Annotated in this window: 18 protein-coding genes and 1 tRNA gene; 6 read left to right on the top strand and 13 right to left on the bottom strand. The window is 62.7% G+C overall.

Features of this window, described 5'->3' with window-relative positions:
* Nucleotides 1-86: 86 nt before the first annotated feature.
* Entirely contained in the window at nucleotides 87-332 is a 246-nt protein-coding gene (locus J7548_RS11605) for a hypothetical protein (RefSeq protein WP_290974740.1), read from the bottom strand.
* 252 nt (nucleotides 333-584) lie between these two features.
* On the opposite strand from J7548_RS11605, the gene yddG reads away from it, so the two are divergent.
* Entirely contained in the window at nucleotides 585-1,508 is a 924-nt protein-coding gene (yddG, locus tag J7548_RS11600; protein ID WP_290974739.1) for an aromatic amino acid DMT transporter YddG, read from the top strand.
* Between the two features lie 873 nt (nucleotides 1,509-2,381).
* Here yddG and J7548_RS11595 read toward each other — a convergent pair.
* Both J7548_RS11595 and rpoD read right to left on the bottom strand, forming a co-directional pair.
* A tRNA-Ile gene (locus J7548_RS11595) sits at nucleotides 2,382-2,460 on the bottom strand.
* A gap of 56 nt (nucleotides 2,461-2,516) precedes the next feature.
* Entirely contained in the window at nucleotides 2,517-4,739 is a 2,223-nt protein-coding gene (gene rpoD, locus J7548_RS11590; RefSeq protein ID WP_290974738.1) for an RNA polymerase sigma factor RpoD, read from the bottom strand.
* Nucleotides 4,740-4,851: 112 nt separating this feature from the next.
* Between rpoD and J7548_RS11585 the strand changes: the two genes are divergently transcribed.
* A complete protein-coding gene (locus J7548_RS11585) occupies nucleotides 4,852-5,091 on the top strand; it encodes a hypothetical protein (RefSeq protein WP_290974737.1) in 240 nt (79 codons plus the stop codon).
* A gap of 396 nt (nucleotides 5,092-5,487) precedes the next feature.
* On the opposite strand, the gene dnaG is transcribed toward J7548_RS11585, so the two are convergent.
* The 8 genes from dnaG to J7548_RS11545 form a co-directional block, all read right to left on the bottom strand.
* The gene (gene dnaG / locus J7548_RS11580) at nucleotides 5,488-7,281 is read right to left on the bottom strand and encodes a DNA primase (RefSeq protein WP_290974736.1); all 1,794 of its coding nucleotides are present in this window, start codon (nucleotides 7,279-7,281) and stop codon (nucleotides 5,488-5,490) included.
* Nucleotides 7,282-7,315: 34 nt separating this feature from the next.
* Nucleotides 7,316-7,762 (bottom strand): GatB/YqeY domain-containing protein, encoded by a 447-nt coding sequence (locus J7548_RS11575; RefSeq protein WP_290974735.1) that lies wholly within the window; start codon nucleotides 7,760-7,762, stop codon nucleotides 7,316-7,318.
* A gap of 248 nt (nucleotides 7,763-8,010) precedes the next feature.
* Complete coding sequence (rpsU, locus tag J7548_RS11570) at nucleotides 8,011-8,223, bottom strand: 30S ribosomal protein S21 (RefSeq protein ID WP_006462949.1); 213 nt, start codon at nucleotides 8,221-8,223, stop codon at nucleotides 8,011-8,013.
* Nucleotides 8,224-8,416: 193 nt separating this feature from the next.
* The gene (locus tag J7548_RS11565; RefSeq protein ID WP_290974734.1) at nucleotides 8,417-9,622 is read right to left on the bottom strand and encodes an NAD(P)/FAD-dependent oxidoreductase; all 1,206 of its coding nucleotides are present in this window, start codon (nucleotides 9,620-9,622) and stop codon (nucleotides 8,417-8,419) included.
* 396 nt (nucleotides 9,623-10,018) lie between these two features.
* Nucleotides 10,019-11,254 (bottom strand): YbdK family carboxylate-amine ligase, encoded by a 1,236-nt coding sequence (locus tag J7548_RS11560; protein WP_290974733.1) that lies wholly within the window; start codon nucleotides 11,252-11,254, stop codon nucleotides 10,019-10,021.
* Nucleotides 11,251-12,459: a cation:proton antiporter gene (locus tag J7548_RS11555; RefSeq protein WP_290974732.1), complete on the bottom strand. Its 1,209-nt coding sequence runs from the start codon at nucleotides 12,457-12,459 to the stop codon at nucleotides 11,251-11,253. The genes J7548_RS11560 and J7548_RS11555 overlap by 4 nt, the downstream gene beginning before the upstream one ends.
* Nucleotides 12,460-12,717: 258 nt before the next feature.
* Nucleotides 12,718-16,143, bottom strand: coding sequence for a UvrD-helicase domain-containing protein (locus tag J7548_RS11550; RefSeq protein WP_290974934.1), 3,426 nt, complete (start codon nucleotides 16,141-16,143; stop codon nucleotides 12,718-12,720).
* Complete coding sequence (locus J7548_RS11545) at nucleotides 16,134-18,887, bottom strand: PD-(D/E)XK nuclease family protein (protein WP_290974731.1); 2,754 nt, start codon at nucleotides 18,885-18,887, stop codon at nucleotides 16,134-16,136. Before J7548_RS11545 ends, J7548_RS11550 begins: the two co-directional genes overlap by 10 nt.
* 589 nt (nucleotides 18,888-19,476) lie before the next feature.
* On the opposite strand from J7548_RS11545, the gene trxA reads away from it, so the two are divergent.
* Nucleotides 19,477-19,803, top strand: coding sequence for a thioredoxin TrxA (trxA, locus tag J7548_RS11540; protein WP_016836562.1), 327 nt, complete (start codon nucleotides 19,477-19,479; stop codon nucleotides 19,801-19,803).
* A gap of 128 nt (nucleotides 19,804-19,931) precedes the next feature.
* Nucleotides 19,932-21,194, top strand: a complete 1,263-nt coding sequence (gene rho / locus J7548_RS11535; protein WP_008325783.1) for a transcription termination factor Rho — start codon at nucleotides 19,932-19,934, stop codon at nucleotides 21,192-21,194.
* An 85-nt stretch (nucleotides 21,195-21,279) separates the two neighbouring features.
* Here rho and J7548_RS11530 read toward each other — a convergent pair whose 3' ends face one another.
* Nucleotides 21,280-21,642, bottom strand: a complete 363-nt coding sequence (locus J7548_RS11530; protein WP_290974730.1) for a cupredoxin domain-containing protein — start codon at nucleotides 21,640-21,642, stop codon at nucleotides 21,280-21,282.
* A complete protein-coding gene (locus tag J7548_RS11525) occupies nucleotides 21,639-22,538 on the bottom strand; it encodes a metallophosphoesterase (protein ID WP_290974933.1) in 900 nt (299 codons plus the stop codon). The genes J7548_RS11530 and J7548_RS11525 overlap by 4 nt, the downstream gene beginning before the upstream one ends.
* 144 nt (nucleotides 22,539-22,682) lie before the next feature.
* On the opposite strand from J7548_RS11525, the gene J7548_RS11520 reads away from it, so the two are divergent.
* On the top strand, nucleotides 22,683-23,231 hold the full coding sequence (locus J7548_RS11520) for a sigma-70 family RNA polymerase sigma factor (protein ID WP_290974729.1): 549 nt from the start codon (nucleotides 22,683-22,685) through the stop codon (nucleotides 23,229-23,231).
* On the top strand, nucleotides 23,231-23,995 hold the full coding sequence (locus J7548_RS11515) for an anti-sigma factor (protein WP_290974728.1): 765 nt from the start codon (nucleotides 23,231-23,233) through the stop codon (nucleotides 23,993-23,995). Before J7548_RS11520 ends, J7548_RS11515 begins: the two co-directional genes overlap by 1 nt.
* The last annotated feature ends 154 nt before the right edge of the window (nucleotides 23,996-24,149 follow it).

The raw sequence follows: 24,149 nt of genomic DNA, 5'->3' as shown, positions 1-24,149 counted from the left end.
GGAACCACCACGCACCCCGCCAGAACAAACCCTGTCAACAAAATGAGTAATGCATTTCTTATCATCATATTCCCCTTGGAATCGGCTTATCTTGAAACGGATTTTTGAGTGTGGGCCTTGTGCTTGCCGCTCCTGTTCTTGATGCTCCGGCCATTACGGCGGTCAGCCGCCCGTGCCAATCCCTTGTCCCTGTCCACGGCATTCTTGCCGTTGCCATTCATAGCAGAATGGCTGGAACCGCCTCCCGCATTTCCTTTGGCCAAGGCTGCGGGAGAAAGGCTTGCCGACGCAAGGCCGGCTACTAAAATAGTGATGCCAAGAATGGTGCGCATGTCTGGATCCTCCATATTGGTTGGAATAATAGTTAGAGATAGAACGCAGGAATACATACCATTAAAGCGCCGCACCGGGCTTTAGGCCAGAGTGGGATTGGTAAGGGATGTAACGGACTGTATCAATCGCCTGAGCGAATGGCGTTGCCAACATTACCGATGGGCATCATCGGCGATAATCTCCGGCAAGCGGGCGACTAATCAACTAATCGCGCCCACCTGATAATTATCGGCCTGAATTTTCAAACATCAATGAACAACAAGAAAGCTACGCTCATCGGACTCTCTGCGGTGGTCCTTTGGAGTTCCATCGTCGGACTGATCCGCGGCGTCAGCGAGCACCTCGGCGCCACGGGCGGCGCCGCCGCTATCTATACGGTCGCCTCCGTTTTCCTCCTGGCCTCGGTAGGATTTCCCAAACTGAATACGCTCCCCAAGCGATACCTGCTCTGGGGCAGTTTGCTGTTCGTGGCCTACGAGCTCTGCCTGTCGCTCTCCATTGGCTATGCTAATACCGGCAGGCAGGCGATCGAGGTAGGCATGGTCAACTACCTGTGGCCGACCTTTACGCTGATAGCGGCCATCGCCTTCACCGGCCAGCGCGCGAATCTGCTGGTCGTGCCCGGCTTCATCCTGTCCATGCTGGGTATCTGCTGGGTCCTGGGAGGTGACCAGGGAATCGATCCGGCCGGCATGCTGGCCAATGTCCGGGACAATCCGCTCAGTTATGGCCTGGCCTTTGTCGGCGCAATCATCTGGGCCGCCTATTGCGCCGTGACAACCAGGATGGCCAAGGGCAAGAACGGCGTCACGCCGTTTTTCATGATGGTGGCGGCGACACTCTGGCTGAAATTCTTCCTGGGCAACCATACGGAAGAAATGTCCTTCACTATCCCCGCGCTGGTCTACCTGCTGTTGGCCGCGGCCGCAATGGGCTTCGGCTATGCCGCCTGGAACGTCGGCATCCTGCACGGCAACGTTACCGTACTGGCCGGCGCATCGTATTTCATCCCGGTATTTTCTTCGGCGCTGTCGGCTGCGCTGCTACACGCGCCGTTGCCCAAGTCGTTCTGGATCGGCGCCTCCATGGTGTGCGCGGGCTCGATCCTGTGCTGGCTGGCGACACGGTCGGGGAAGCTGGCGAGGATGCGGCCGGGAGCCGTTGCAGAAAGCTGACAGGAAATTCCCCCATGGAGCGCTTGTCCGAGGGGACATGAAAAAAAGGGTTGCAAGCCCGATCGGCTTGCAACCCTTTCACCTTGTAGCCTCGCAATCACTCCACCATAAGGCCACAAGAGTTGCATTCATTGCGGCACTTCGTCAGCATCTATGATCAATGATTTATAAGTTTGCCATTTTCCAAACTAACTGACTTCGCCTGCACAGGCGCAAGAAAAAAACCGCGCTATCGGCGCGGTTCCATTTCTACTGTTCCCTATTTGGGAGTGGTAGGGCAGCAATGCCCTGGGGTGCAGCGTTGCGGATCTTTCATGCACTCCATGGCCGCTTCCCCCCCATCTTTGGAAGCTGCAAAGGTCGACGACGCGGCACAAGCCAGCATCATGATGACAACAATTTGACGACAAAGCTGCATATACCCTCCAAAAGAAAATAGTCCAAGTACCACAACAAATATCGGGCGTTCAAGCGAACTCAGTGTTCGCTCACGAAACGCTTACAGTTTCCGTACGACTTCTTTTTGAGCCATGTAATGCTAGCGAAAGCCAAACGATCGCACATCACCCATTTAAGGTATGCGCCTGTCTCTCACGGGCGTTCAAACAGCAGCCAGGGCATTCGCCGGCGGAGAACCACCTTAACGGTCAAGTCATGTACGCCCTTCACCTCTGAGGCTGGTTACAGTGGAGACAAGCGAGGCATCGGCTTCGTGTACAAACGGGAGACAGATAGACCTGTCCTTGTGAGGGACGAGGGGACGATATGGAACGGATAGATGATGCTATTTCTGGCATGTAATCTCGTTCTATTTTTCAAATTCTGCACGACAAAAAAGCCGCTGTGCATCCCACACAGCGGCTTTTCGATGTTTGGTGGCCCCCCCGTGAGTCGAACACGGCACCAACGGATTATGAGTCCGCTGCTCTAACCAAGCATGAGCTAGGGGGCCAAAAAGATAGCCGGCGATTTTAACATCCTCGCCGGCTTTCCCTGGCACCCTTCAGGTCAATTCCCTTCGAGGAAGGACTTGAGCTTGTCGGAGCGCGACGGGTGGCGCAGCTTGCGCAGCGCCTTGGCTTCGATCTGACGGATACGCTCGCGGGTGACGTCGAACTGCTTGCCGACTTCTTCCAGCGTGTGGTCGGTCGACATTTCGATGCCGAAGCGCATGCGCAGGACCTTCGCTTCACGCGGGGTCAGCGAGTCCAGGATGTCCTTGACCACGCCGCGCATCGAAGCGTGCAACGCCGCGTCGGCCGGGGCCAGCGTGTTGTTGTCCTCGATGAAGTCGCCCAGGTGCGAATCGTCGTCGTCGCCGATCGGCGTTTCCATCGAGATCGGTTCCTTGGCGATCTTCATGATCTTGCGGATCTTGTCTTCCGGCATTTCCATCTTGATGGCCAGCGTCGCCGGATCCGGCTCGGCGCCGGTTTCCTGCAGGATCTGGCGCGAGATGCGGTTCATCTTGTTGATGGTCTCGATCATGTGCACCGGGATACGGATGGTGCGTGCTTGGTCGGCGATGGAACGGGTGATCGCCTGGCGGATCCACCATGTCGCGTAGGTCGAGAACTTGTAGCCGCGGCGGTATTCGAACTTGTCCACCGCCTTCATCAGGCCGATGTTGCCTTCCTGGATCAGGTCGAGGAATTGCAGGCCGCGGTTGGTGTACTTCTTGGCGATCGAGATCACCAGGCGCAGGTTGGCCTCGGTCATTTCGCGCTTGGCCATGCGCGCCTTCTTCTCGCCGGCGCCCATCTTCTTGTTGATGCCGCGCAGGTCCTGCAGCGGCAGCACGACGCGCGCCTGCAGGTCGATCAGCTTCTGCTGCAGTTCCTTGATGGCGGGCACGTTGCGGCCCAGCACGGCGCTGTAGCTGTGGTTGGCGGCGACTTCGCCGTCGACCCAGTCCAGGTTCACTTCATTGCCGGGGAAGACCTTGATGAAGTGGGTGCGCGGCATGTTGCACTTGTTGACCGCCACATCCAGGATCTGGCGTTCGACCTGGCGCACTTCTTCCACTTGCGCACGCAGGGTATCGCACAGCTTCTCGACGATCTTGGCGGTGAAACGGATGCCCAGCAGTTCGTTGGAGATGATTTCCTGCGCCTTGACGTAGGGCTTGGAGTTGTAACCTTCCTTCTCGAAGGCCTTGCGCATGTTCTCGAACTGCTCGGCGATGACGCCGAACTTGCCCAGCGCGTCGCGCTTCAGCTGTTCCAGCTGCTCGGCCGAGAAACCGGCGGCGCCGGCGGAGCCGCTGCTCTCGCCTTCGTCCTCTTCCTCGTCCTCTTCCTCTTCGTCCTCGTCGGCTTCCTCTTCATCGGAAGCGGCGGCTTCGACTTGCTGCTCGGATTCGTTCAGGTCGACCAGGCCGTCGACGATTTCGTCGACCTTGATCTCATCCTTGGCGATGCGGTCGGCCGCGGCCAGGATCTCGGCGATCGTGGTCGGGCAGGCGGAGATCGCCTGGATCATGTCCTTCAGGCCGTCTTCGATGCGCTTGGCGATTTCGATTTCGCCTTCGCGGGTCAGCAGCTCGACCGAACCCATTTCGCGCATGTACATGCGCACCGGGTCGGTGGTGCGGCCGAAGTCGGAGTCGACCGTCGACAGTGCGGCTTCGGCCGCGGCCTCGGCGTCGTCGTCGCTGGCCACGTTGGCCACGTTGTCCGACAGCAGCAGGGTTTCGGCGTCAGGGGCGTGCTCGTAGACCGAGATGCCCATGTCGCTGAAGGTGCCGATGATGCCTTCGATCGCTTCCGGATCGACGATGTTTTCCGGCAGGTGGTCGTTGATTTCGGAGAAGGTCAGGAAGCCGCGCTCCTTGCCCAGCTTGATCAGGGTCTTGAGCTTCTGGCGGCGGCGTTCGAGTTCTTCCTCGCTGGCCTCGGTGTCGGACGAGAAGGCGTCTTTCAGCAGGGCCTTTTCCTTGGCCTTGCGGTCCTTGGCCTTGGCCTTGTCGACGGCCTTCAGTTCGGCGCGCTCGACGGCGTTGAGCGCGGCGATTTCGTCGCTCTCGGGCTGGAATTCCTTGGGCTTGCGGCCACGGCGGCCCGGGACCTTGACGGTCGGCAAGATGTAGCCGGAGGTGTCGATGGCGGCCAGTGCGGCGGCATCGGTGGTTTGGCTCACGCTGGACGACGCGCTGGCTGCATTATCTTTGGCTGCGACCTGTGCTGCTTTGGTCGTCTTGGCGGTCTTGGTTTCGGGTTTCTTGGTGGTCACGGAAGTCTTCGATTTCACTGAAACCGCTTTTTCGGCGGCTTGAGATAACTTTTTGGCTGGTGCCGCAGGCGCCTTGGGCGCTGCCGCACGTGCCGGCTTGACGGGAGCTGCCTTGGCTACCGCTTTTTTGGGCGTTGCTGCTGTGGCGGCAACCTTGGCCGTCGGTTTCACTGCTTTGGAGGTTGTCGCGGCCGGCTTGGCTGCCGGCTTGGCCACCACCTTGGCGGCCTTCGCAACAGCGGTGGATTTTACCGCCGTTGCCGCTTTCGTGCTTTTCGTGCTCTTTGCGGACGCTGCTGGAGTTTTTGCGGGTTTCTTCATTGCATTTGCCATAGAATCAACTGCCAATTGAGATTTACCCATTGCGCCAATCAAGTCATGCTAATGATGCAACTTCGGCACCGGCCTGGACAACCCGGTAGACCCCGGCTGCACGCGCAACGTTCCTTTTCGCCTCTTTGCCCAGCGCTTCCGGAAAACAGGCAGTTTCGTCATTCCGGGAGTCGCATTTACCGTACCTGCAGCGCACCGCCGAGTAAATTTCGGGGGCTTCGCACAGGGCCGCCAGGGCGAGAAGCAAGAGCCATCCGGCGGAACTAAAGCCCTATAGTATAGCAGATATAGGGGCCTTTTCTTCCCGATCAAGCTGCGAAAACCGCTTATCGGGCGCGCAAATAACGGCAATTTGCGCGGCTTTACCCTTCTTTGATGCTTTTTCGTCCAGAAACCGGGACAAGCGGCGCAAGGATCACCCCGCCACGCCCACCCCGGGCTGCCGCTTGAGCGCTTCCTTGTGCTGCATCAGCTCACGGTAGCGGTTGCGATCCTCCTCGGTGCGCAGGTTCGACGTCACCAGCGCCTGCATTTCCTCTTCGATTGCGCGGATCTTGCTCTGCCGGATGGCGCCGGCCATCTCCGCCCGCACCACGTCGAACTCGGATTCAGACTCGGAGGCGATCTCGGCGATCATCGAATCGAACTCCGGTCCCGCTTCGCGCAGGTGCTCGACCAGGCTGGCGAAGCTGGCCTGCTCGCCCATGCTCTGCGCCACGCCGACCAGATGCGCCAGCATCTGCGCGCGGTCGGGCGCGATGCTGCCGACCGCCTGCAAGGCCTCGGCATCGAGGTCGGCCGCCAGTTGCGGATGCGCCACCAGCAAGCGCATGATCTGGCGTTCCAGCCCGACCGGGGCCGTGCGCTTGCCGCGCGGCGGCGCCACCTTGACGCGCGCTACCGGCTTTTCCAGTTCAAATAAGGTTTCAAGCTCGCCCGGGGTTGACTGCGTCGCCTGCGCCACGCTGCGCACGATCTGCAAACGCAACGCCGAAGCCGGCAGCGCCTGCAGCATGGGCTTGGCGGCGAACTGGGCATGCGCGCGGCCTTCGGGCGTGCGCAAGTCGTTCTCGCCGATGATCTCCCGCAGCAGGAACTGCGACAGCGGCAGCGCTTCGCGGATCTGCTCCTCGAATGCGGCGGCGCCCATTTCGCGCACGTAGCTGTCGGGGTCGTGCTCGGCCGGCAGGAACAGGAACTTGATGGTCTTGTTGTCCGAGGCATGCGGCAGGCAGGCTTCCAGCGCGCGGCGCGCGGCGCGGCGGCCGGCGGAGTCGCCGTCGAAGCTGAAGATCACCTGGTCGGTCTGGCGCAGCAGCTTTTGCACGTGGACCGGCGTGCAGGCCGTTCCCAGCGTGGCCACCGCTTGCGGGAAGCCCAGCTGCGCCAGCGCCACCACGTCCATATAGCCTTCGGTCACCAGCGCGTAGCCGGCTTCGCGGATCGCCTGGCGCGCCTCGAACAATCCGTACAGCTCGCTGCCTTTCTGGAACAGCGGCGTTTCCGGCGAGTTCAGGTACTTCGGCTCGCCGCCGTCCATCACGCGCCCGCCGAAACCGATCACCTGGCCCTTGGTATTGCGGATGGGGAACATGACGCGGCCGCGAAAGCGGTCGTAGCGCTTGCGGTGGCCGCCGCCCTCTTCGCTCTTGTCGATCACCAGGCCGGATTCGACCAGGGCCTCGTTCTCGTATTCGGGAAACACCTGGCGCAGGCTGTCCCATTCGTCGGGCGAATAGCCCAGCCCGAAACGCGCCGCGATCTCGCCGGTCAGGCCGCGCCGCTTCAGGTATTCGATGGCCGGCTGCGCGGCGCGCAACTGCTGGCGGTAAAAATCGTTGGCGCGCGCCATCACGTCCGACAGCGCCATGCTCCTGGCCTGGTTCTCGGCGCGCTGCGCGGCGGGAATGCGGTCTTCGTTTTCCGGCAGCACCATGCCCACGTTCTGGGCCAGGTCCTTGACCGCCTCGACGAAGCCCATGCCCGAATATTCGATCAGGAAGCTGATGGCGGTGCCGTGCGCGCCGCAGCCGAAGCAGTGGTAGAACTGCTTGGTCGGGCTGACGGTAAAGCTGGGGGATTTCTCGTTATGGAAGGGGCACAAACCCATGTAGTTGGCGCCGCCCTTCTTCAACTGCACATAGCGGCCCACCACGTCGACGATGTCGACGCGGGTCAGGAGATCCTGGATGAACGACTGTGGAATCACCGGATAAGGGCCGCGCGCAGGAAGTCAGGAACGATCAGGACGCCAGCGCGGCCTTCACCAGCGCGGACACCGCGGTCATGTCGGCACGGCCGGCCAGCTTGGGCTTGAGTACGCCCATCACCTTGCCCATATCCTGCGGGCCAGCGGCGCCGGTGGCGGCCACGGCGGCCTGCACTTCGGCCTTGATCTCGTCTTCGGACAGGCTGGCCGGCATGTAGGCGGCCAGCACCGCCAGCTCGGCCTTCTCGATATCGGCCAGATCCTGGCGGCCGCCGGCTTCGAACTGGGAGATCGAATCCTTGCGCTGCTTGACCATCTTGTCGATGATGGCCAGCACGTGCGCATCGGTCAGCTCGACTCGCTCATCGACTTCCTTTTGCTTCATCGCGGCCGTCAGCAGGCGGATGGTGCCCAGCTTGCCCATGTCCTTGGCGCGCATGGCGGCTTTCATGTCTTCCGTGATTTGCTCTTTCAAACCCATTGGGTGCTCCGAAGATGAGGTAGATGGTTGCAATGTTGCCGATCTTTAAGATCGTAGAACATTGATGGGCTTATCGCCAGAATAAAACATCGGGCTTGACCTCCATATGCGGCTACCGGGATAAAAATAAACCGATGGCGCTCCTGAAGCTCATCCGACGCGATCCGACGAAAAATGCGAAAACCCGCTGCGGACCAACACCGGAGCGGGTTTACACATCGGCCGCGCGAGCACGCGGCGAGAAATTCTTAGTACAGCTTCTTCGGCAGTTGCTGGCTGCGGATGCGCTTGTAGTGGCGCTTCACAGCAGCGGCCAGCTTGCGCTTGCGCTCAGCAGTCGGCTTCTCGTAAAACTCGCGAGCGCGCAGTTCGGTCAGCAGACCAGTCTTTTCAATGGTGCGCTTGAAGCGGCGCATTGCGACTTCGAACGGCTCGTTTTCTTTTACACGAATAGTGGTCATTTAATTCAAACCAAAAAGGTTAGGTTGGATTAGCAAAGAAAGCGATTCTAGCAGACTGCGTATCCGATTGGAAGGCCAAACGTGGCATTTTTTCCACCCGAAACGCAAAAATCGGATAAAAATCAACCACTTATTGCAGGCAAGCTGAGGCTGCGCATGAACTTCCCGCTCTTTGCCGGCAAAACCGGCCAGATCAGACCGCCGATCCCGCCGCCACGCCCGAAGCCCAGGCCCACTGGAAGTTGTAGCCGCCCAGCCAGCCGGTGACGTCGACCGCTTCACCGATGAAATGCAGCCCCGGCACCTTGGCCGCCATCATGCTCTGCTGCGACAGCTCGCGGGTATCGACGCCGCCCATCGTCACTTCGGCCTTGCGATAGCCTTCCGAGCCGCTGGGCAGCACCACCCAGCGGTTGAGCGAGTCGCCGAGCTGGCGCAGCGCCTTGTCCGGCATGTCCGCGATGCGCGCGCCTGCATCGAAGCCGTTGACCTTCAGCCAACCCTCGGCCAGCCGGCTTGGCAGCCATTGCGCCAGCAGATTGCCGAGGTTCTTCTTGAGCGTGCCCTTGCCGGCTATCAGCGCCTCGGCCACGTCGACCTCGGGCAGCAGGTTCAGCGTCAGCGGCGTGCTCAGTTTCCAGTAGCTGGAAATCTGCAGGATCGCCGGGCCGGACAGCCCGCGGTGCGTAAACAGCAAATCCTCCAGGAAGTAGCCGCGCTCCTTCCTGGCGCCCGTTTCCACCTCCACCTGCAACGCGACGCCGGCCATCTCGACAAACGGCTCCCAGCCGCGCCCGTCGAAGGTCAGCGGCACCAGGCCGGGGCGCGTCTCGACCAGCTTGAGGTCGAACTGGCGGGCGATGCGGTAGGCGAAATCGGTGGCGCCGATCTTGGGAATGGACAAGCCGCCGGTGGCGATCACTACGCTGGAGGCGAGGATCTCGCCGGCGCTGGTGTCGAGGCGGAACAGGTCGCCGCTCTTGCCCACCTGCTCCACGCTGCACGGCATGCGCCAGGCGACATTGCCGGCATCGCATTCGGCCTTGAGCATGGCGATGATGCTTTCAGACGAATCGTCGCAGAACAACTGGCCCTTGTGCTTCTCGTGGAAGCCGATGCGGTGGCGTTTGACCAGCCCGATGAAATCCTGCGGCGTATAGCGCGACAAGGCGCTGCGGCAGAAATGCGGGTTCTGGGAAAGATAGTTTTGCGGACCGGCGCCGATGTTGGTGAAGTTGCAGCGGCCGCCGCCGGAGATGCGAATCTTCTCGGCCAGGCGCTGCGCATGGTCGATCAGCACCACGCTGCGCCCGCGCTGCCCCGCCACGGCGGCGCACATCATGCCGGCGGCGCCGGCGCCGATTACGGCGACATCGAATTGCTGTTGCTTGCTGTTCATTAAGAACTCATTTCATCAATAGGCGTGAGTGCGAGCTTTCCCCATTTGGGATGAAGTGCAAGGCGCGAAGTTGGGTCAAGACTGGACGTCTTGACCCAACTTCGTAACGCAGCAATTCGCCCAAATGGGTCGCTCCCTCCGGGTTCTGCTTAGAAAGGGCGCTGGCCGCGTTGCGCTCCTTGCGTGTGGCACCGCCACACGACGCGTCGCACGCCTTGCCAGCGCCCTTTCTAAGCAGAACGCATCTCACGCCTATTGATGAAATGAGTTCTACCTCTCCGGCCCATCTCTCGGATGCAGCCCGAGGTCAAAACCGTGATTGTCCGCGATCCAGCCCTGCAAAGACAAGGGGCCGGCATCTTTCGATACCGGCCCCCGGTGCGGCTGCCGCTTGATTTACTGGAAGTAAGGCGGCGGCGTCTCGCCCATCCACAGTTCGGATGACAAGCGCATCATGTCGTTGAGCGAACCGCGCTGCGCGAACATCTGGCGCAGCCAGCCGGCGTCGGACAGGCGGTCGAGCGCCATGCGGCGCAGCCGCTGCAAGGTATGCTGCTCGGCCTCGTTCTGCACATAGGGCTCCAGCAATTGCAGTTGCTGCAACAGGTGCTCGAAGATGGGCAGCTTGCGCGACTCCGAGGGCGTCGCGCCATGCAGCGCCAGCATGCCGTTCAGGCCGAAGCGGCTGGCTTCGAAACGGTTGTACTGGTACAGCAGGTAGAAATCGTCGGTCACCGTGAAAGGCCGCTCGGTCAGCACCCAGCGCGCCAGCAGTTGCGCATACGCGCCCAGGTGGGCGGCATGCTCGATGGTCAGCGGCGTATCGCACACGCGGATTTCGACGGTGCCGTATTCGGGCTTGGGGCGGATGTCCCAGTAGAAATCCTTCATGCTGGCGATGATGCCCATCTGCATCAGTTCATCGTAATAGGTTTCGAACTCGGCCCACTTGGTATGCACCGGCGCCGTCCCCGACAACGGGAAGGCGCGCACCACGTTGCTGCGCGAGGAATCGAAACGGGTATCGGCCCCCTGGTAGAACGGCGAGGCGGCAGACAGCGCGATGAAGTGCGGCACATAGCGCGAGAACGCATGCGTCAGGTACAGCGCGTCGTCGCCGCTGGGCACGCCGATGTGGATATGCTGGCCGAACACGGTGAAGGTCTTGGCCAGGTAGCCGTACTTCTCGTGCAGGTGGTGGAAGCGCTCGCTGGGCGTGATGCGCTGCTCGTTCCAATGCTGGAACGGGTGCGCGCCGCCGCCGGAGACGTCGATGTTGAGGTAGCGCGCGCCGTTGTTGAGCGCGGCGCGCAGGCCTTTCAGCTCCTCCACCAACTGGTCGACGCGGGTGTGGATGTTCGAGTTGAGTTCGATCATCCCCTGCGTCATCTCCAGCTTGATCTGCTTTTTCAGTTCGCGCGGCGCGATCCAGTTCAGCAGGTCGACCGCATCGCTGGCCAGGTTGTAGTTGCGGCGGTTGACCAGCTGCAGCTCCAGCTCGATGCCCATCGTGAAAGGCGACGACGAAGTGAACGGCAGGATGCCGGCGCTGCCTTGCGGCTGCTCGACATGCGCGGCATGCGTTGGAGCAGCGGAGACGGTTTCGTTTCGGTTCAGTGTTTCAGTATTCATTCGCGCCCACTTTCACCAGATTTGATCAGCGCAAACTGCGTCGCGATCGGGCCCAGGAACTCCAGTACGATCAGCGAACCCGCCAGCAGCGGCAATACATTGGCCGTGGTGTGCGGGTACAGCGACGACACGGTTTGCATCAGCCCCACCCCGACTTCCGTCATCGGCAGGGTCCCCAAAGTCAGCAGTCCGGCCTGGCGCCAGTTCATGCGCGCGAAACGCGCGAACAGGAACACGCCCAGGCCCATCGCCAGGAACCGCGCGGCCATCAGGATCAGCACCGAGAAGCCGAGCAGGCCAAGATCCGACAGGCGCATCGAAGCGCCCACGGTGACGAACAGCATGACCACGAACAGTTCGTTGGCGATACCGAATTCGAGTTCCATCAGATCGAACTGGCGGTCCAGGTTCTTCGACAGGATGGCGAAGATCAGCATGGTCAGCATCACCGGCAAATGCAGCGTGTGCGCCACGCCGATGGCCAGCGCGATCACCGAGATCACCAGCACGAACTGCGAGCTGCCGGCGCGGCCGAGCAGGCGCGCCAGCGGCATCATCAGCCAGTAGGTCAGGTAGGCCAGCAGCGCCGAACCGAGCAGCGAATACAGCGTATGCAGGATCAGCGTGGACACCGGCGTGCCGGCCTCGTGCGCGATCACCGGCAGCAAGGCGTAGGCCGCCAATACGGCCACGAAATTGTTCAGCGCGGTCATCGCCGCCAGGCGACGCGTGACCTGCCCCTCGGCCTTGAGGTCGCGCAGCACCACCAGCACCACGGCCGGCGCGGTGGCGATCGCCATCACGCCGCCCAGCAGCGCCACCACCGGGTCGGAACCGAACCAGATCAGCGCCGCGCTGACCAGGCCGAAGCACAGGATGGCGGAAGTGCCGACGGTGATGAGCAGCCACTTCTCGCGGCGCAGCCAGCCGATGTCGACATAGCGCCCGAGCTGGTAGAGCACCAGCGCCACGGCGATGTCGGCGAATACGTTGGTGACCTTGAGCACTTCGCCCGACAGCACATTGAGGCCGCCGGCTCCCAGCACGAAGCCGACCAGCAGGTAGCCGGTGATGCGCGGCACCCAAGGCGATTTAGAAACCACGTAGCCCGCAATCAGCCCGAACAGCAGCAGGCCGCCGAATACCAGCAAGGCATTCCTTTGCAGCGTCTGCGCAAGGGTGAAAGACGGAAGAGCCCACTCCATATCTCCTCCCGAATAGTGAATCCAATGATCCGGATTATTGATGCCAGGCGATGCAAAGCGCGCATCGTGCGGATCGCGGAGTACCGGTAGAGGCTTGCCTGATGATGACAGCGCTGGCGATGTGCGCCGGTTGGTGAATACTGCTCCGCGATGATCTTTTTTATATTACAACGGAATAATTGATTTTCTTCGTCTGCTGTTTTTCGCTTGGATTTTATCCGTGGCGCACTAGGCGCCGGAGACAATAATGTTGAGGCCTCATTGTTCCCAGAAGTTTCCATCAGCGGTAATCAGCGCAGACCTGATTCGCTTGTCAGAAAACACCGACACCAGCGCGCTGCGATAGCGCGCCAACTGCGCCGCGTAATCGGCGCGTTCGCTGTCCAGCAGGCGCCGCTTGTAATCGAGTACCCAGACCTCGTCGTCGAACATCACCACGCGATCGCAGCGCAGCACGCCGGCCGGCGTGACGATTTCCATCTCGTTGCGCGCCGCGCGGTATAGCGCGGGATTGAAGAAGCGTTCCAGTCCCGGCTGCGCCAGCACATGCCGCGCCTGCGCATGCACCACCTGCGCCATCTCCGCCGAAATACCCAGCCAGCGCACCAGCACCGGCGCGGGCGGCACCTGCGGCGGCCAATGTTCCGCGTAGGTCAGGCGTTCGAGCAAGGCATGCAATGCAACGCCTTCGTCGATGGCGGCATTGCTGGCCAATGTGCCGTCTTCGGTGATGACAGGCGCCGCATCGTCCTCGTCATCGGCCGGCATGCCGAACAGGGACGGCGGCATCGGGCGCGGATCGAACAATGCGATCTCGAAATCCGGCGCGACGGCAGCCGCCTCGGCGCCGTCTGCCGTTCCGGCATCGATATCGCGCACCGGCGCCTCGGTATCGAACAGGAGCTGGTACCAACTGCCTTCCTGCAAGCCCCCCTCGCTCGCGCCGCGGGTGCCGGCCACGCCGGACACCAGCAGCAATTGCTTGGCGCGCGTGACGGCGACATACAGCAAGTTCCAGTCTTCCTGCAGGCGGAACGATTCCTCGGCGGCGAACAGATCCTGGCGCGCCCGACCGCGTTCGCTGCGGCGGCCGAAGGCGGAGAAATGCGTGGGAGCATCCTGGTCTTGCGGCCAGTCGCACAGGATGCCGATGTTGTCTTCCACCGAGTCGCTGTGATTGGCGTCCAGCAGCGCCACCACCGGCGCTTCCAGTCCCTTGGCGCTGTGCACGGTGAGGATGCGCACCGCATCGGCGGCGGCATCGACGCTGGCCTCGTCGGGCGCGTCGCCGCCGGCGCTGCGCTGCAGCACGCGCAAGGCGTCGATGAATTTGGGCAGGCTGGGATAACGCCCGGCATCCATGTTCAGCGACAGTTCGACGAAAGCCGCGATGTTGCCCAGGGTCTGGCTGCGCGTGAGCGGCGAGGCGTTCTGCGCATAGCGCGCCACCAGTTGCCCCTGGTGCAGGATCCGGTCCAGCAAGTCATGCACCGGCAGATGGGGCGCGGCTTGCAGCCAGCGCTCCAGCAGGTTGACCGCGCGCACGATCTCGGCCGAGGCGCTGCCGTCGCGCTGCATGGCCTGCATGCGCTGCCACCAGTGGCCGCCGTCGGCGTCGCCGCCCGATTTTCCACGAATCGCGATCTGGATCAGGTCGCGGTCGGTCGCGCCGATGATCGGGCTTTTCAACACATGCGCCAGCGCGCGCGTGTCGTTGGGCGTGATCAGGAAGGTCAGCAAGGCGATCAGGTCGGCGATCTCCAGCGACTCCAGCAAGCCGCCGCGCCGGTCGGAGATGAACGGGATGCCGGCCGCGCGCAGCGCGCTTTCATAAGCGGCGAGATGGGTGCGTTTGCGCACCAGCAGCATGATGTCGCCCCAGCGCATGGCGCGCTTCGACTTGCCATCGGCCACCGGCACTTCGCGGTATGCCTTGAGCAGCGCCTGCGCCAGCGCTTCGCCTTCCAGGCGGCGGCGCGCATCCTCTTCCTCTTCGCGCGGCGTGGTCAGCGGATTGCGCCAGGCAAGTACCGGTTCCTGCTCCTCCGGCGCTTGCGCTTCGACCGCCTTGGCCAGCGGCAAACGCCATACTTCGCCGCCATCCATGCCCAATGTGGTCTGCTGCGCGAACAGCGAATTGCCGCCCCGCATGAAAGACTGGTTCAGCACCGCCACCACCGCGCTGGGGTTGCGCCGCGTCTGGTTGGCGCGCAGGATGGCCGCGCCCTGCTCGCGCAATAACTCGCGCGCGGCCACGAACACGCGTGGCTCGGCGCGGCGGAAGCGGTAGATCGATTGCTTGGGGTCGCCCACCACGAACACGCTGGGCTGCTCGGCATCGCCGCCATAGGCGCGCAGCCAGGAGCGCACGATGCTCCATTGCAGCGGGTTGGTGTCCTGGAACTCGTCCAGCAGGATATGCTTGTAGCGCGCATCCAGGCGCGTCTGCAGGTAGGCCGCGCTGGCCTCGTCGTTGAGCAGCCGGTAGGCCTGCCATTCGAGGTCGGCGAAGTCGAACACGCGCTGCTCGGACTTCACTTCCTGGTAGAAGTCGAGATAGGCGCGCCCGGCAGTGAACAATGCCCGGTTCAATTGCAGCACGGTCTTTTCCTTGCTGCGCTGCTGCAGCGCCGCCAGCGCTTCGCCGGCCGCGTTGAAATCCTGCTCGAAGGCTTCCAGCGCCGGCTCTTCGTCCATGCCGTAATGCTTGACCAGCGCCGCGAGGAAGGCTTTCACCTTGCCGTTCTTGCGGGGCTTGTCCTTGTCGTCGTAGAACTGGCTGAACAAGGCCTCGAAATTGTCCAGCGATGCGCCTTCGGTCAGCGCCGTTTCGATTGCCGTCGCCCGCGCCTTGTTGGCGGCCGAGCCCTGGCCGAGCAGGAGCGCCAGTTGGCCGATGCGTTCGCGCAGGCCGTTGTCGTCCCACAAGCTCAGGCGCGCATCGAGGCGGGCGTCGTTGCCGCATAGTTGTTCCAGCCAGGCCAGCGGCGTCGGCTCGTCCTCTTCGTCGTCCTGCTGGGTCGAGGCCCACCACTCGGCGCGCTTGTCGAGGAAGGCGTCGAGCAGGTTGCGGGCATTGAAGTCGCCGGCCAGTTCGTACAGCTCCAGCAGAGCGGCCTTGACCGCTTCGCCCTTGGACGAGCGCAAGCTTTGCATGAAGCGGCGATAGGCCTCGTCCAGCATCTCGCCGTTGGTTTCGCTCAGCGTATAGCCGTGCGGCACGCCCGCCGCCAGCGGCGCGATCTGCAGCAGGCGCGCGAACCAGCTATGGAAGGTATCGATCGACAAGCTTTGTTCGCTCGACAGGATCCGCTCGTAAAGCCCGCGTGCTGTCGGCAGCAGGCGCGCAAGATCGGCTTCGGCCACGCCGCGTTCGCGCAGCAGGCCGGCGGCTTCCTCGTCATCCGCTAATGCCAGTTGGTGCAACAACTCCATCAGGCGTTCGCGCATCTCCTGTGCAGCCTTGCGCGTGAAGGTGATGGCCAGCAGCTCCGGCGCCTGGGCGCCGGCCAGCAGCAGGCGCAGCATGCGCGCCACCAGCAGCCAGGTCTTGCCGCTGCCGGCGCAGGCCTCGACCACCACCGAATGCCGCGGGTCGCACGCGGCGCGCGTGAAGGTAGCAGCGTCAACGGCGGCGCCGTTGACCTCGTAGGCGGCCGGTTTTCCTTGCGCGCTCACAGCCACGCTCTCTTGCGGCACAAGCCGCGCATGTCGCAATACTGGCAGACCGATTCGATGCCGTTGGCGGGCAAGGCGGCGCCATGCGCCACCGCTTGCATGGTGGTGGAAATCTGTTGCTTGAGCATCTGCTGTTTCTGCGGGAAATCGGGGGCGGCGGCATCGCCGGTTTTCTTGTCCGCGCCCAGTTCCAGCGCGACATAATGGGCGGCGTCGATGCGGCTGTCGGCCAGCAGGCCGTAGAAGGCCAGCTGATAGTCGTCTTCATCCTTGACCTTTTGCCGCAGGCTGGCCGCCGAGCGCGTCTTGTAATCCAGCAGCGCGCGTTCGCCCTGTTCGTTTTCGTCGACGCGGTCCAGGCGGCCATACAATTCGATGGCGCCGTCCTCCCATGCCAGCGCGTGCGACAAAGCCTCTTCGCCCATGACGAAATGCCAGCCCTGCGCTTCGCGCTCGCCGGCCCACAGCAGGTAGGCCGGCATCACCTTCTGCCAGCGCGCGTAATACGCCAGCGCGGCGGGGTGCTGGTTCAGCGCGCGGTTGAAGACCTCGGCCGAGATCGCTTCCAGCAAAGCGGTGCGTTCCGATGCCGGCGTCCGCTCGTCGCGCACCGTTTCGTGGTAACGCGTCAGTATTTCATGCAGCCAGCTGCCGTAGTCGCGCTTCTCGGGCATGTCGGACAGTTCGTCCATCACCGCCACGCGCAGCATGCGCGCCGCGAAGAACTGGTATGGGCACGCCAGGAAACTGCCGTAGGCGCTCGACGACAATTTCGGCGGCAGCAAATCGGGCGCAGACGGCGCCGGCATGGCGCAAGGCTGCACCTGCAACGTCTTGGGCGGCAGCGGCAAATCAATTTCGGCCAGCGCCGGCAAACCCTCTTGTGCCAGCTTCAGCTCCAGCCGCTGGATCCAGGGGCTGACCGGATTGGGTTCGCCATCCTGCTGCGTCTGCCAGCACAGCACCACCTCGTCGTTCACGCACAGCAGCTCGGCCAGGTCGCGCAATTGCTGGCGCTGGCGCGACGCCCGCGTGGCCAGTCCCAACTCGCGCCGCACGGCGTTGGAAAAGAACAGCGTTTCCTGCGGCGGCGACGGCAGGTGGGCGGCGTCGGCGCCGATCACCAGCACCGCCTCGAAGCGGCGCAGGCGCGCGCCGTTCAGCGGCAGCATGACGACGCGGCGGTCGGCGATGGGTGGCATGTAGGAGGTCGCATCCAGCCGCAGGTTGAGCAAGGCGCGCCATTCGGCGAAAGAGAATTCGTCCTGCAGCGCCGCGCCGTATTGCTCGGCGGCGATCTCGTCGAGCAGCAGCAGGCATTGCTCGCCGGCCACGTCCTGGCGCAATGCGGCATCCATGCCGAGCGCGGCTATCATCGCGCGTTCGGTGCGGCACCATGCGGCCAGCGTCTTGCGCCCGGTGAATTGCGCGGCCTGCTGCGCCAGCGTGGCGATGCATCCAAGATCGTCGGCATCGGCAATGGCGCCCTGCACCGCCTGCCAATCGCCGGCGATGTTGTTGCGGCGCAGGCGCGCCTCGATGCGCATGACGCGGTCGGCCTTGGCCTCGTCGCCGGGGAACACGAAAGGGGATTTCAGCAAGTCCAGCAAGGCGCCGGTTTCGCCGCGCGCGGCGACCACGTCGTTCCAGGCGGCCAGCGCGGCGGCGGCGCGGGTGGTGGACAGCTTCCAGCCGGTCTCGTCGGCCACCGCCACTTGCGCGCGCTCCAGCAAGGCGCGCAGGCGGCGCGCGGTGACGCGGTCCTGTGCCACCACGGCGATTTCCTGCTTGCCCTGCGCCAGCCAGCGCAGCACGACCTGCGCGCTTTGCACGGCGGCGTCTTCCAGGTCGCCAGCGGGGCACAAGGCGGGCAGCACGGGCGGCAGCGGGTCGCCGGCTTCGGCGGGCGGATACGCGCCCTCTTCCTCGTCCGCCAGTTCCGGCCAGGCCTGCATATATAAGGGATGGCGCTGCGCGATGGCTTGCCGGTTCCAGTCCAGCGTCACCACCCGCACCGTTTCACGCTCGGCATAGGCGCGCAGGAAGGCGGCGTCCAGCGGCTCGGGCGCGGTCGGGCTGATCCAGACCAGCGGCATGGCGGCGCGCCCGGCCAGCTCCAGCATCGCCGAGAAGCGCTGGGCGATGCGGTCGCTGGCGTCGAGCTGCCCCTTCCAGACCTGCCACACCAGTTGCGCCTCGTCTGACAGCATGCCGTGCGCCGACGGCGCCAGCGGCTCCAGCAACTGCGCCAGCGCCTGGCGCCAGCGATCGTCGGCGATATCGGCGGCACCGGCATTGGCGCGGATCTCGGGCAGCAGCGCCAGCGTCAGCTCGTCGGCCAGCGACAGCAAGGTATGCGCCAGCGGCAACAGGTCGGCGTTGCGGCGCGCGGAAAACATCTTTTTGAGCCAGCCGTGCTCGCGCAGTTGCGCATAGAGCTGCATCAGGCGTTCGCTTTCCGGCGGCGCGGCCTGCTCGTCGGGCGCGGGCGGCAGCATCGCCAGCCAGCCGGACAGGGTATTGATACGCGGCGCCAGGTAAGGCCGGCCCAGTTCGCGCGCCAGCGCGGCCTTGAAATTCTGCGCATGCGAGAACGCCGGCACCAGCAACTGGCAGGACGAGAAATCCAGCGCGCCGTCCGCCTGCGCGCGCCGCGCGTCGCCCAGCGGCTGGCCGTCCATCAGCAACAGGCGCACGGCCTGCTGCCAGAAATCGGCGGAAGGGGGGATCGGGATCGTCGCTAAAGGCATGCGTGATGGCAAAGGGGCAAAGCGATTGTATTTTTCTCTCGGCCCGACAGTTTTTATCAATCGCCAGGCCTTAGAACCTGTTTACGATCTCTGAGGGAGCCGGTCAAATGTCATTTCAGGATGGGATGCAAGGCGCAAAACGCAGCCGGGCCGGTGGCCCGACGAGGCTTTGCAACGCCGCAGACCGCCTGAAAGGGCATTTGAACGGCCCCACATGAGATCGTAAACAGGTTCTTAAATATGCTGCGCATTGTATGCCAGCGAGGCCGGCGTTTCAGGGCTTTTTCGGCCAAACTGGCCGCAAATCCGCGCCAGGGGCGGAAGCAGGCCGGCCGCCCCCGTTGATGGCGGCTGACAACAACCCTGACGGCGTTGCCCACACTTTTGCAAAAAATCGGTTATGATTGTTTCCGTACCCCGCCGAATACCCCTGCCGCGCTTCAAAAACAACTTGAATTGGCGCGCAACGACTCCACGTAGACTCTGCAATTCCGGAAGCGTTGATGGCTAACGCCAGGCAAAATGGTATTTATCCACGGCGCTATTGACTACTGACTACCCTTACACTGCCTCATACCGAGGATTAGCCATGAGCGAAAATATCAAACATATCTCCGACGCCTCTTTCGAAGCCGACGTGCTGAAGTCCGACAAACCCGTCCTGGTCGATTTCTGGGCCGAATGGTGCGGTCCCTGCAAGGCGATCGCCCCGATCCTGGAAGAAGTCGCCAAGGAATATGACGGCAAGCTGCAGATCGCCAAGCTGGACGTCGACGCCAACCAGGCCATCCCGGCCAAGTTCGGCATCCGCGGCATCCCGACCCTGATCCTGTTCAAGAACGGCGCGGCCGCCGCGCAGAAAGTCGGCGCACTGGCCAAGGGCCAACTGACCTCGTTCATCGACAGCAACATCTAATATGCACCAGACGGCGGCGCGCCCGCGCCGCCGTTCGCTTGATGCAGGTTCCCGCGCCAAGCACATTCTTAGACCCACACCACGCAACTCCCTCCCCCACCTTTATTTTTCCCGTCCCGGGACATCATATGCACTTATCAGAACTAAAAGCGATGCACGTCTCTGCGTTGCTGGAAATGGCAATCAGCCTGGACATCGAGAACGCTGCGCGCCTGCGCAAACAGGAACTGATGTTCGCGATCCTGAAGAAACGCGCGAAATCAGGAGAACAGATTTTCGGCGATGGCGCCCTCGAAGTGTTGCCTGACGGCTTCGGCTTCCTGCGCTCGCCCGACGCCAGCTACATGGCGTCCACCGACGACATTTACATTTCGCCTTCCCAGATCCGCCGCTTCAACCTGCACACCGGCGACTCCATCGAAGGCGAAGTGCGCACCCCCAAGGATGGCGAGCGCTACTTCGCGCTGGTCAAGGTCGACAAGGTCAACGGCGAACCGCCGGAAGCCTCCAAGCACCGCATCCTGTTTGAAAACCTGACGCCGCTGCACCCCAACAAGCTGCTGCAGCTCGAGCGCGACATGCGCGGCGAGGAAAACATCACCGGCCGCATCATCGACCTGATCGCCCCGGTCGGCCGCGGCCAGCGCGGCCTGCTGGTGGCCTCGCCCAAGTCCGGCAAATCGGTGATGCTGCAGCACATCGCGCACGCCATCACCACCAACCATCCCGACACCGTGATGATCGTCCTCCTGATCGACGAACGTCCGGAAGAAGTGACCGAAATGCAGCGCTCGGTGCGCGGCGAGGTCGTGGCATCGACCTTCGACGAACCGGCCACGCGCCACGTGCAAGTCGCCGAAATGGTGCTGGAAAAGGCCAAGCGCCTGGTCGAAATGAAGAAGGATGTGGTGATCCTGCTGGACTCCATCACCCGCCTGGCGCGCGCCTACAACACCGTGATCCCGGCCTCCGGCAAGGTGCTGACCGGCGGTGTCGACGCCAACGCCCTGCAACGCCCGAAGCGCTTCTTCGGCGCCGCCCGTAACGTCGAGGAAGGCGGCTCGCTGACCATCATCGCCACCGCGCTGATCGAAACCGGCTCGCGCATGGACGACGTGATCTACGAAGAATTCAAGGGCACCGGCAACATGGAAGTGCACCTGGAACGCCGCCTGGCCGAGAAGCGCGTCTACCCGGCCATCAACCTGTCCAAGTCCGGCACCCGCCGCGAAGAACTGCTGATCAAGCCGGACCAGCTGCAGAAGATCTGGGTACTGCGCAAGCTGATGTACGACATGGACGAGATCGAGGCGATGGAATTCATCCTCGACAAGATGAAGTCCACCAAGAACAATGCCGAATTCTTCGACATGATGCGCCGGGGCAATTAAGCCTTGCCCCCATCCGGTCGCTGCCGTCCCGGCAGCGACCGTGCCCTCCTCAGCTTCCTCCCCCCGCAAGACAATCCGTTCCAGGTCAGCCCACGACAATGGAGCCGGACATGCTTTCATGCCCGGAACCGCAAAAGATGTCGCAATAGAAGGTAAATTCCCCCGTTTTATCCGGCACGATCCGCACCCGCGATATCGCCCCCGGCAACACGTCGGCGCGCACTCCGAAGTCCGGCGCATTGAACCCCATCGTCAGATCGAGGCTGGTGAGTTCCAACACCACCGGCACGCCTTTCTTCAGCCTGATGACGCTGGGCGTGAAGTCGAACCTCTTGGCCGTCACCTTGATCACCTGTTCCTTGCCCTGCCCGAACGCGATGGCCAGGGTACCCAGTCCGGCCGCCGCTCCCGAGGCCAGCACCAAACGCCGCGTTTTGTCGATGCTCATGATTTGGCCGCTCCTATGGCCAGTTCGGCAAGCGCATATTCCGTATCGCGCGGCCCGCCTTTGACCGCGCGCACACCCAGCCCCTGGTAAGGATGCGCCTCATCCCAGGGCAAAGGCGTGCGCTTGGGCTGCGAACCCGGCGCCGGCAAGGGGAAGATCAGCGACTTCGCGGAGTGGTGCGCGATATGCCCGGTCATGTGGTGGTTTTCCTGGTGGATATGGCCGTAGAAGACGGTCACGTTGGCATGCGGCATCAGCAGTTCCACCGCCTTGGCGCCGTCGCGCGTGGCCCAGTCCCATTGCGGATACAGGTCGAACAGCGGACGATGGGTAAACACGACGATGCGGGCATCGGGCGGCAACCGCTGCAGGTCGGCGGCCAGCCAGGCAAGCTGCTCGTCGCCGATCCGGGCCGCCGGATCGGAAACATTGTCCAGCACGATGAAGTGCACGCCCTTGTGATCGAAGGTGTAATGCGTCTTGCCGAAAAACTCCTGGTAGGCGGCGCCGTTGTCCAGCGCGGCGTCATGCTCCCCGGGCATGAAGTACACCGTCTTCACCTTGAGCGCGGAGACGATGTCCCGGAATTCGGCCAGCCGCTGGCGGCGTTCCCTCGGGTCATCCGTGGTATGCGTCAGGTCGCCCGTGAACACGATGAAATCCGGCTGCTGCGCCAGGCTGTTGACCGTCGCCACGGCCTTTTTCAGCGTCCCTTTCGCGTCCGGATTGGGCGGGCCTTCAAAACCCCAGTGGGAATCCGACATCTGCACAAAGAAAAAGTCTTCGGCGCCGCCTGAAGTTGCAGCCCCTGCCCATCCGCTCAATCCGGAGGCATAGACGACCCCGCCCAGTCCGGCCAGGCGCAGGAACTTGCGCCGGTTCATTTGATTGCCCATCACGACCTCCAAGGTTGGATCGATCACGCGATCGATGCCACCCCAAACCGCCCTTCTTGAAAATTTATTCCCGCACTGCCGCCGATTCGGGAATAAATTGATGGTGATGCCAGTCTTGTGGTGATACCCCATGGAAACGCGAGCATGAGCGACTCAACGAAGAACGGACGATTCCAGGCGCTGGTGATGCCGCACCTGGATTCGGCATTCAACCTGGCCTGCTGGCTCACGCGCAGCCGCCCCGATGCGGAAGACCTGGTGCAGGAAGCCTGCCTGCGCGCCTTCCGTTTTTTGGACGGTTTCCATGGCGAGGATGCGCGGGCGTGGCTGCTCACCATCGTCCGCAACACGTTTTACACCTGGTACCAGGAACGCCATGCGCAGCCGCAGAACACGCAGTTCGACGAGGAATTCCATAGTCTCGACATGACAAGCGCCATCGATACGCCGGAGCGCGACAACAATCCCGAAAAACTGCTGATGCGCAAGGACTGCGAGCGCCAGTTGCAACGGGGGCTCGCGGCCTTGCCGCTGGAGTTTCGCGAAGTCATGGTCATGCGGGAGCTGGAGGACCTGTCGTACAAGCAGATCGCCGGCATCGTCGGCATCCCGATCGGCACGGTCATGTCCCGGCTCGGGCGCGGCCGCAAACTCCTGGCAAGGATTCTGGCTCCGGGAAATCAGGAGGAATAATGGACCATAGCGAAATCATGGAACTGCTGGCCGCCTATGTCGACCAGGAGCTTGGCATTGCCGAAACGCTGGCCGTACAGCGCCATCTCGAGGCTTGCGCCGAATGCCGGCGCGAGTACGAGGAACAGGCCGCGTTCAGCAAGCGAATCCGGCAAGCGGCCACCAGCTTCAAGGCCCCCTCGGCGCTTGCCGCACGTATTAGCCAGGCATTGCCGCAAGACAAACCGGCCCGCCCGCCCGGCGCCAAGCGCTGGAACTTCAACTGGCTGCAGGCCGGCGCCGCCATGGCCACAGTGCTGGCAGCCGCCTGGAGCATCGGCCTGTATGCAAGCCTGCCGTCGGCGCAGGAACGCATCGCCGATGAAATCATTTCCAGCCACGTCCGCTCGCTGCAGGCGGAGCACCTGACCGATGTCGCCTCCACCGACCAGCACACGGTGAAGCCATGGTTCAACGGCAAGCTGAATTTCTCGCCGCCGGTCATCGATCTCGCGGCGCAAGGCTTTGTCCTGGAAGGTGGGCGGCTGGACTACCTGGACGGCCAGCCGGTAGCCGCGCTCATCTATCGCCGCCAGAAACATCCGATCAATCTGTACATCTGGCCCGCCGCCGGCAAGGATGCGGGGCCGCAGGCGCAAACCGGCCGCGGCTACCACTTGGTGCACTGGAGAGCCGATGACATGAATTACTGGGCGGTATCGGACGTGGCGGAAAACGAATTGCTGAGGTTTTCAGGAATTTTGCGCCTGGCGACGCACCAGTAAGAGAATAATTATTTCCCTTTCGGCAACAATATGACATGCGCTTGCCCCGCATTGGAGGCGCTTCGCGGAAGGTTGTTGCGGAAAACAACGGAAGCATGGATCGCGGACGTCACAGGATTTGACGCAAATACATGATTTCATTGTATAATTTCCG

The organism is Herbaspirillum sp. (genome assembly GCF_017744395.1).
In the GTDB taxonomy this organism is placed as follows: Bacteria; Pseudomonadota; Gammaproteobacteria; order Burkholderiales; family Burkholderiaceae_D; genus Herbaspirillum.
This window is presented reverse-complemented; position numbering and strand designations above follow the sequence as displayed.